Annotated in this window: 7 protein-coding genes; 6 read left to right on the forward strand and 1 reads right to left on the reverse strand. The window is 66.2% G+C overall.

All coding sequences use genetic code 11. The features are described 5' to 3' along the window. Positions 1–68 precede the first annotated feature (68 nt). The gene (locus ARC63_RS12260) at positions 69–863 is read right to left on the reverse strand and encodes an undecaprenyl-diphosphate phosphatase (RefSeq protein WP_057503441.1); all 795 of its coding nucleotides are present in this window, start codon (positions 861–863) and stop codon (positions 69–71) included. Between the two features lie 224 nt (positions 864–1,087). On the opposite strand from ARC63_RS12260, the gene glnA reads away from it, so the two are divergent. From glnA to ARC63_RS12290, 6 genes are all read left to right on the forward strand, one after another. Beyond that, positions 1,088–2,497 (forward strand): type I glutamate--ammonia ligase, encoded by a 1,410-nt coding sequence (gene glnA / locus ARC63_RS12265; RefSeq protein ID WP_010487206.1) that lies wholly within the window; start codon positions 1,088–1,090, stop codon positions 2,495–2,497. Between the two features lie 345 nt (positions 2,498–2,842). Beyond that, positions 2,843–3,181 carry a P-II family nitrogen regulator gene (locus ARC63_RS12270; RefSeq protein ID WP_004134334.1) on the forward strand — a complete coding sequence of 113 codons (339 nt, stop codon included), beginning with the start codon at positions 2,843–2,845 and terminating at the stop codon, positions 3,179–3,181. A gap of 21 nt (positions 3,182–3,202) precedes the next feature. After that, positions 3,203–4,630 carry an ammonium transporter gene (amt, locus tag ARC63_RS12275; RefSeq protein ID WP_057503442.1) on the forward strand — a complete coding sequence of 476 codons (1,428 nt, stop codon included), beginning with the start codon at positions 3,203–3,205 and terminating at the stop codon, positions 4,628–4,630. A gap of 245 nt (positions 4,631–4,875) precedes the next feature. Further along, positions 4,876–5,622: an N-acetylmuramoyl-L-alanine amidase gene (locus ARC63_RS12280; RefSeq protein ID WP_057503443.1), complete on the forward strand. Its 747-nt coding sequence runs from the start codon at positions 4,876–4,878 to the stop codon at positions 5,620–5,622. A 67-nt stretch (positions 5,623–5,689) separates the two neighbouring features. Then, positions 5,690–6,865 (forward strand): murein transglycosylase A, encoded by a 1,176-nt coding sequence (gene mltA / locus ARC63_RS12285; protein ID WP_057503445.1) that lies wholly within the window; start codon positions 5,690–5,692, stop codon positions 6,863–6,865. A gap of 84 nt (positions 6,866–6,949) precedes the next feature. Then, a complete protein-coding gene (locus ARC63_RS12290; protein WP_008268793.1) occupies positions 6,950–7,264 on the forward strand; it encodes a hypothetical protein in 315 nt (104 codons plus the stop codon). Positions 7,265–7,303 lie beyond the last annotated feature (39 nt).

The following is a 7,303-nucleotide window of genomic DNA, read 5'->3' on the forward strand; positions in this document are numbered from 1 at the left end:
TTCTCCTTGGGGAACCGTGGGGGAAACGGGGTGGGGCCGGCATCGGGGTTACCGTGCCCCGGCGCTGTTCAGCTGCCGGACGGCAACCACAGCAGCAGCACCGCGCCCAGCGCGATGCGGTAAATGGCGAAGGCGGTGAACCTGTGCGACTTGATGTAGCCCATCAGCCACTTCACTACGACGAAGCCGGTGACGGCCGCGGCAAGGAAGGCCACGCCCACGTCGGCCCAGTTCTCGCTGCCCAGCTGCCCGGCCTTGGCCATCTCCAGGAAGGTGTAGGCGCTGGCGGCGAACATGGTGGGAATGCCGACCAGGAACACGAACTCGGCGGCGGCGGCGCGGCGGCTCAGGCCCAGCAGCATGGCCAGGAAGATCGCCGAGGCCGAGCGCGAGGTGCCGGGGAACACGCCGGCCACCACCTGCGCCAGGCCCACACTGATCGCCACTGTCCAGGTCACCTGGTCGCGGTCGGGCAGGCGCGCGGTATAGGCCTCCACCAGCAGCATCCAGACGCCACCGATGATCAGTGCCCAGGCCACCGGGCTGACCGTCTCCGGCAGCGACCAGCCGGCCTTGCGCACCACCAGGCCGACCACGGCGGTGACCAGGAAGGCCGCGCCCAGCTTGAACACGTACTCGCGGTTCTCGCGCTGGTTCAAGCCGGTGGCCAGCTGCAGCAGGCGCTGGCGGAACACCAGCACCACGGCCACGATCGCGCCGGCCTGGATGACGATGTTGAAGAAGTCCGAGCGGGCACCCAGCCAGTGCTGGGCGATGAGCAGGTGGCCGGTGCTGGAGATCGGCAGGAATTCGGTCAAGCCTTCGAGGATGCCCAGCAGCAGGGCGGAGAGCAGGTCGGACATGGACAGTGCGGGCACGCGCGGCAGGAAGGAAGAAGGTCGAGAGGATAGACGATCCCTGCTGCACCAAACGGGTGCGTCTGGTGCTGGATGCACCCAATTGGTGCGCACCGATTTGCACCGGTCCAGGGCACCCTTTTTGAAATCAATGACTTGCAGCCTGCGAAAAGTTGGCACGGTCGTTGCTCTACCTCAGCAGGCATTCATCCCCATCCGAGGTCGTACCGATGTCCGTGGAAAACGTTGAGAAGCTGATCAAGGACAACCAGATCGAGTTCGTCGATCTGCGCTTTGTCGACATGCGTGGTGTCGAGCAGCACGTGACCTTCCCGGTCAGCATCATCGAGCCGTCGCTGTTCGAAGAAGGCAAGATGTTCGACGGCAGCTCGATCGCCGGCTGGAAGGGCATCAACGAGTCGGACATGGTGCTGCTGCCGGATACTGCCAGCGCCTACGTCGACCCGTTCTACGCCGATCCGACCATCGTGATCAGCTGCGACATCCTGGACCCGGCCACCATGCAGCCGTATGGTCGTTGCCCGCGCGGCATCGCCAAGCGCGCCGAGGCTTACCTGAAGTCCTCCGGCATCGCCGAAACCGCGTTCTTCGGCCCGGAGCCGGAATTCTTCATCTTCGACTCGGTCCGTTTCGCCAATGAAATGGGCAATACCTTCTTCAAGGTCGATTCCGAAGAAGCCGCCTGGAACAGCGGTGCCAAGTACGACGGCGCCAACAGCGGCTACCGTCCGGGCGTGAAGGGTGGCTACTTCCCCGTGCCGCCGACCGACACCCTGCACGACCTGCGCGCCGAGATGTGCAAGACCCTGGAACAGGTCGGCATCGAAGTGGAAGTGCAGCACCACGAAGTGGCCACCGCAGGCCAGTGCGAGATCGGCACCAAGTTCAGCACCCTGGTGCAGAAGGCCGACGAACTGCTGCGCATGAAGTACGTCATCAAGAACGTCGCGCACCGCAATGGCAAGACCGTCACCTTCATGCCCAAGCCGATCGTCGGCGACAACGGCAGCGGCATGCACGTGCACCAGTCGCTGTCCAAGGGCGGCACCAACCTGTTCTCCGGTGACGGCTACGGTGGCCTGAGCCAGCTGGCGCTGTGGTACATCGGCGGCATCTTCAAGCACGCCAAGGCCATCAATGCCTTCGCCAACTCGGGCACCAACAGCTACAAGCGCCTGGTGCCGGGCTTCGAAGCGCCGGTGATGCTGGCCTACTCGGCCCGCAACCGTTCGGCCTCGTGCCGCATTCCGTGGGTCTCCAACCCGAAGGCGCGCCGCATCGAAATGCGCTTCCCGGATCCGATCCAGTCCGGCTACCTGACCTTCACCGCGCTGATGATGGCCGGCCTGGACGGCATCAAGAACCAGATCGACCCGGGCGCACCGAGCGACAAGGACCTGTACGACCTGCCGCCGGAAGAAGAGAAGCTGATCCCGCAGGTCTGCTCCTCCCTGGACCAGGCGCTGGAAGCGCTGGACAAGGACCGCGAGTTCCTGAAGGCCGGTGGCGTGATGAGCGATGACTTCATCGACGGCTACATCGCGCTGAAGATGCAGGAAGTGACCAAGTTCCGCGCGGCCACCCACCCGCTGGAATACCAGCTGTACTACGCCAGCTGACCGGATGCGATGGCGGTGGGCTTCCCCTCCCACCCGCCGCCATCGCTTCCGTTCTCGCGGCTGGGGAGCCGCAAGGCGGGCGCAGGCCCGCCGTTGTAGAGCGGACTGTCGGTCCGCTGCATTGGAACGCGGGCCTTTGGCCCGCTTATCCAGGGGCAAGAGAAAGACCGGATACGCGACCAGGGCCGCCCTCCCTCCCGCGTCGGTCGTGCAAGGAGAGAGGCACGGCCGTCCCGGCCCTGTATGTGTCCGGTGCAACAGCCACGGCCATCATCTGATGGCCGCGGGTTGCCTGATGCCAACGCGCGTCTGCGCGCTGGCCCCATCCACCATCGGGACATGCGCATGAAACTGATCTCCGCCATCATCCGGCCGTTCAAGCTCGACGAGGTCCGCGAGGCCCTGTCCGACGCAGGCGTGTCGGGCATCACCGTGACCGAAGTGAAAGGCTTCGGTCGCCAGAAGGGCCACACCGAGCTGTATCGCGGCGCCGAGTACGTCGTCGATTTCCTGCCCAAGATCAAGATCGAAACCGTGGTCACCGACGAGCGTGCCGACGCGGTGATCGAAGCGATCCAGTCGTCGGCAGGCACCGGCAAGATCGGTGACGGCAAGATCTTCGTCACCGCCGTCGAACAGGTCATCCGCATCCGCACCGGCGAAATCGGTGCCGACGCGCTGTAACCCCCTTCCGGAGACTCCCCCATGAAGATGCGCCTTCTCGCCGGGTGGCAAGCCCGGTTCCATGTCGTGTGGCTGTTGATGCTGCTCAGCGCGTTCGCCGCCGGTGCGTGGCCGGGCAGTGCCCATGCCCAGGCACAGGTGTCGCCGCTGCCGAGCGAAACCGTAGCGGTTGAACCGTTGCAGGCCCCGGTGGCCGCAGCACCTGCCGCTGCCGAAGCAACGGCCCCGGCGTTCGACCACGGTGACGTGGCCTGGATGCTCACTTCCACCCTGCTGGTGCTGCTGATGGTGGTGCCGGGCCTTGCCCTGTTCTACGGCGGCCTGGTGCGTTCGAAGAACGTGCTGTCGGTACTCAGCCAGATCCTGGTGGTGTTCTCGCTGGTGCTGCTGCTGTGGGTGGCGTACGGCTACAGCGCGGTATTCAGCGCCGGCAACCCATTCTTCGGCTCGTTCACCGAATTCGCCTTCCTCAAGGGCTTCACTCCGGAGTCGGTCGGAAATACGCCGATCAAGGGCTTGCCGGATTACCTGTTCGTCGCCTTCCAGTCGACCTTCGCGGGCATCACCACTGCGCTGATCGTCGGTGCCTTCGCCGAACGCATCAAGTTCCGTGCGGTGCTGCTGTTCTCGGCGCTGTGGTTCACCCTCAGCTACATCCCGATGGCGCACATCGTCTGGGGTGGCGGCTACCTGGGTGAGATGGGCGCGATCGATTTCGCCGGTGGCACCGTGGTCCACATCAACGCAGGCGTTGCCGGCCTGGTGGCCGCATGGTTCGTCGGCAAGCGCCTGGGCTATGGCCAGACCGCGCTGAAGCCGCACAACGTGCCGTTCACCTATATCGGCGCGATGCTGCTGTGGGTGGGTTGGTTCGGCTTCAACGCCGGCTCCGCCGCCGCGGCCGATACCGTAGCTTCACTGGCCTTCCTCAACACCGTGCTGGCCACGGCTGCGGCTGTACTCGGCTGGACGCTGGTGGAAGCGATCAGCAAGGGCAAGCCGTCGGCACTGGGCGCCGCCTCGGGCGCGGTGGCCGGCCTGGTCGGCATCACCCCGGCCTGCGGCACCGTCGGTCCGCTCGGCGCGATCGTCATCGGCTTCGTCGCCGGCGTGGTCTGCGTGTGGGGCGTGACCGGCCTCAAGCGCCTGCTGAAGGTGGACGACACCGCCGACGTGTTCGGTGTGCATGGCGTCGGCGGCATCGTCGGCGCGATCCTTACCGGCGTGTTCAGTGCGCAGTCGCTGGGTGGCACCAAGGCCGATCTGGATATCGGCCACCAGGTGTGGGTGCAGGTGGTCAGTGTCGGTCTCACCGTGGTGTGGTCGGCCGTGGTGACCGCGGTCATCCTGCTGGTGGTCAAGGTCGTGGTCGGCCTGCGGGTGACCGAAGAGGCCGAACGCACCGGCCTGGATGTGACTTCGCACGGCGAATCCGCCTACGAGGCCTGAAGTAGCGGTGCATGGACAGGGTGGGTGCCGACCGTTGGTCGGCACTTCCACTGTCCTCGTTCTGGTAGGTGCCAAGCTTGCTTGGCACGGGGGCTGGGTCTGCTCTGGCGGGTGCCGACCGTTGGTCGGCACAGCCGGTAGCCCATCCACGCATGGCGTGGATCTACCGCATCCTCTCTGGTGGGTGCCAAGCTTTCTCGGCACGGCGGCATGCATCATCGCGCCCGATCGCGCACAATCAGGCCATGCGCCCGATCCGCACTGCCTTCATGCTCTCGGCCTGCCTGTTGCTGGCCGCCTGTGCCTCCGCGCCACGGGAGACGCACAACCCGCTCGCCACCTGGGTGCCGTCGCCCAACCAGAACGCGCGCACGCCGGTCATCATCGTCATCCACCACACCGAGCAGAAATCGGTGCAGCAGAGCCTGCACACGCTGCGCACGGCCAACAGTGGTGGACCGGTCAGCGCGCACTACCTGATCGGCGCCGATGGCCATCGCTACCAGCTGGTGGCCGATGTGCGCCGCGCCTGGCATGCGGGGGCCGGACGCTGGGGCACCATCACCGATCTCAATTCGGCCTCGATCGGCATCGAACTCGACAACGATGGCCGCAGCCCGTTCAGTGCGGCGCAGATCGAATCGCTGATCGTGCTGCTGCGTGACCTCACCACGCGCCTGAACATTCCGCCGCGCCAGGTGATCGCCCACGCCGACCTGGCACCGACGCGCAAGCAGGATCCGAGCCGCTTCTTCCCGTGGCAGCAGCTGGCCGAAGCCGGCTTCGGGGCGTGGCCGCGCGCCGCCGATGGTGCCGCACCCGAAGGCTTCGATGCGTGGAATGCGCTGGCCCGCTTCGGCTATACGCTGGACAACCGCGAGGCCACCGTCGCCGCCTTCCATCGCCGTTTCCGTGGCCGCGACGACCTGCCGAAGACGCTGGATGCCGAGGACGCCCGCATCCTGCATTCGCTGTTGCTGCAGATGCCGTGACCCCGCGCATGAACGCTTGACCCCGCGCTGGGTTGCCGCCCAGCGGCCGGCACTCCACCATGGCGGCATGATCGATTCCGCCACCTTCTTCAAGCGCAAGCACTGCATCCTGCTGGCAGCGGCCGTGCTCGCCGGCTGCTCCACCACCGCCCCCCGCACCGGATCCGAAGTGCCGACGGCCGTCACACCGCCGGCGGCCACCTACGCCAAGGTCGCATGGAGCGCACTGCCGCCGGTCTCCGACAGCGATCTGCAGGCCGGCTTCGTTGCCTGGCGCAGCAGCTGCACCCGCCTGAAGAACGATGCGGTCTGGGCCAGACCCTGCGCCACCGCCGCGACGGTGGCGGACAAGGACCCGGCCGCGATCCGCCAGTTCCTGCAGCGCGATTTGTATGTCTATGCACTGCGTGCCGGCGGCCACCAGGCCGACGGGCTCATTACCGGCTACTACGAACCGATCTATCCCGGCAGCCTCACCCGCACGGCCACTGCCACGGTGCCGGTGTACGGCACGCCGGATGATCTGGTGGTGGTGCAGCTGGAGAGCCTCTACCCGGAACTGAAGGGCAAGCGTTTGCGCGGGCGCGTCGAAGGCAAGGTGCTCAAGCCCTATGACGACGCCGGTACCATCGCGGCCAAGGGCGCCAAGGCGCCGGTGCTGGCCTGGCTGACTGATCCGATGGACCTGCAGCTGCTGCAGATCCAGGGATCCGGCCGGGTGCGACTGGGCGATGGCACGCAGGTGCGGCTGGCCTATGCAGAACAGAATGGCCACCCGTACCGCGCCATCGGTCGCTGGCTGGTGGACCAGGGCCAGCTGAAGAAGGAAGACGTCACCATGGACGCCATCCGCACCTGGGCCCGAGCCAATCCCGCACGCGTGCCGGAACTGCTGCGCAGCAATCCCAGCTACGTGTTTTTCGTGCGCAACCCGGACAGCCCGGAAGGTCCACGCGGTTCACTGAACGTGCCGCTCACCGCCGGTTACAGCGTGGCAGTGGACCGCACCGTGGTGCCGCTGGGCAGCCTGCTGTGGCTGTCCACCACGCGCCCGGACGGCAGCCCGATGGTGCGCCCGGTGGCCGCGCAGGACACCGGCGGTGCCATCGCCGGTGAAGTGCGCGCCGACCTGTACTGGGGCAGCGGCGATGCCGCCGGCAAGCTGGCCGGTGACATGAAGCAGAAGGGCAACATCTGGATGCTGTGGCCGAAGGGCGTGGCGTTGCCGGCGCCGGCCCAATGAAGCGCTCACCTGCGTGCTGCAAGGTCGGGCGATAATGGCGCCATTCCGAACTTTCCGGCCGCGTCTGCGGCCAGGACCTCCGCAATGACCTACGCAAAGCACAACGCAAGATCCGGCGCGAAATCCGCCGCAAAGAAGTACTACAAGCACTGGGCCGAATCGGGCCTGGGCAAGGGCAACGTGCTGATGGAAGCACGCGGCGAGAAGATCGTGCGCCAGGTGGAAATCTACGGCACCAAGATGGTCTGGGCCGACGAGCATGCCCACAGCGACGACCGCTTCCTGCTGGCCGACCAGCCGGTGTCGTTCCTGGATTTCGACGAGGACGACGAAATCTCCGCGCGCGAATTCGAAAGCGCCTGGAAGAAGGCCAGGGAAGCCACCGGCTACCCGGTGTAAGCACCGCTCCACCCCGCTGTGTAGAGTCGAGATCCTATG

The sequence above is a fragment of the Stenotrophomonas geniculata ATCC 19374 = JCM 13324 genome, from assembly GCF_001431625.1.
Classification (GTDB): Bacteria; Pseudomonadota; Gammaproteobacteria; order Xanthomonadales; family Xanthomonadaceae; genus Stenotrophomonas; species Stenotrophomonas geniculata.

Excerpts from the sequence above, each read along its gene's own strand:
- ARC63_RS12260 (WP_057503441.1), bottom strand. The coding sequence starts at position 863 with ATGTCCGACCTGCTCTCCGCCCTGCTGCTGGGCATCCTCGAAGGCTTG.
- glnA (WP_010487206.1), top strand. The coding sequence starts at position 1,088 with ATGTCCGTGGAAAACGTTGAGAAGCTGATCAAGGACAACCAGATCGAG.
- ARC63_RS12270 (WP_004134334.1), top strand. The coding sequence starts at position 2,843 with ATGAAACTGATCTCCGCCATCATCCGGCCGTTCAAGCTCGACGAGGTC.
- amt (WP_057503442.1), top strand. The coding sequence starts at position 3,203 with ATGAAGATGCGCCTTCTCGCCGGGTGGCAAGCCCGGTTCCATGTCGTG.
- ARC63_RS12280 (WP_057503443.1), top strand. The coding sequence starts at position 4,876 with ATGCGCCCGATCCGCACTGCCTTCATGCTCTCGGCCTGCCTGTTGCTG.
- mltA (WP_057503445.1), top strand. The coding sequence starts at position 5,690 with ATGATCGATTCCGCCACCTTCTTCAAGCGCAAGCACTGCATCCTGCTG.
- ARC63_RS12290 (WP_008268793.1), top strand. The coding sequence starts at position 6,950 with ATGACCTACGCAAAGCACAACGCAAGATCCGGCGCGAAATCCGCCGCA.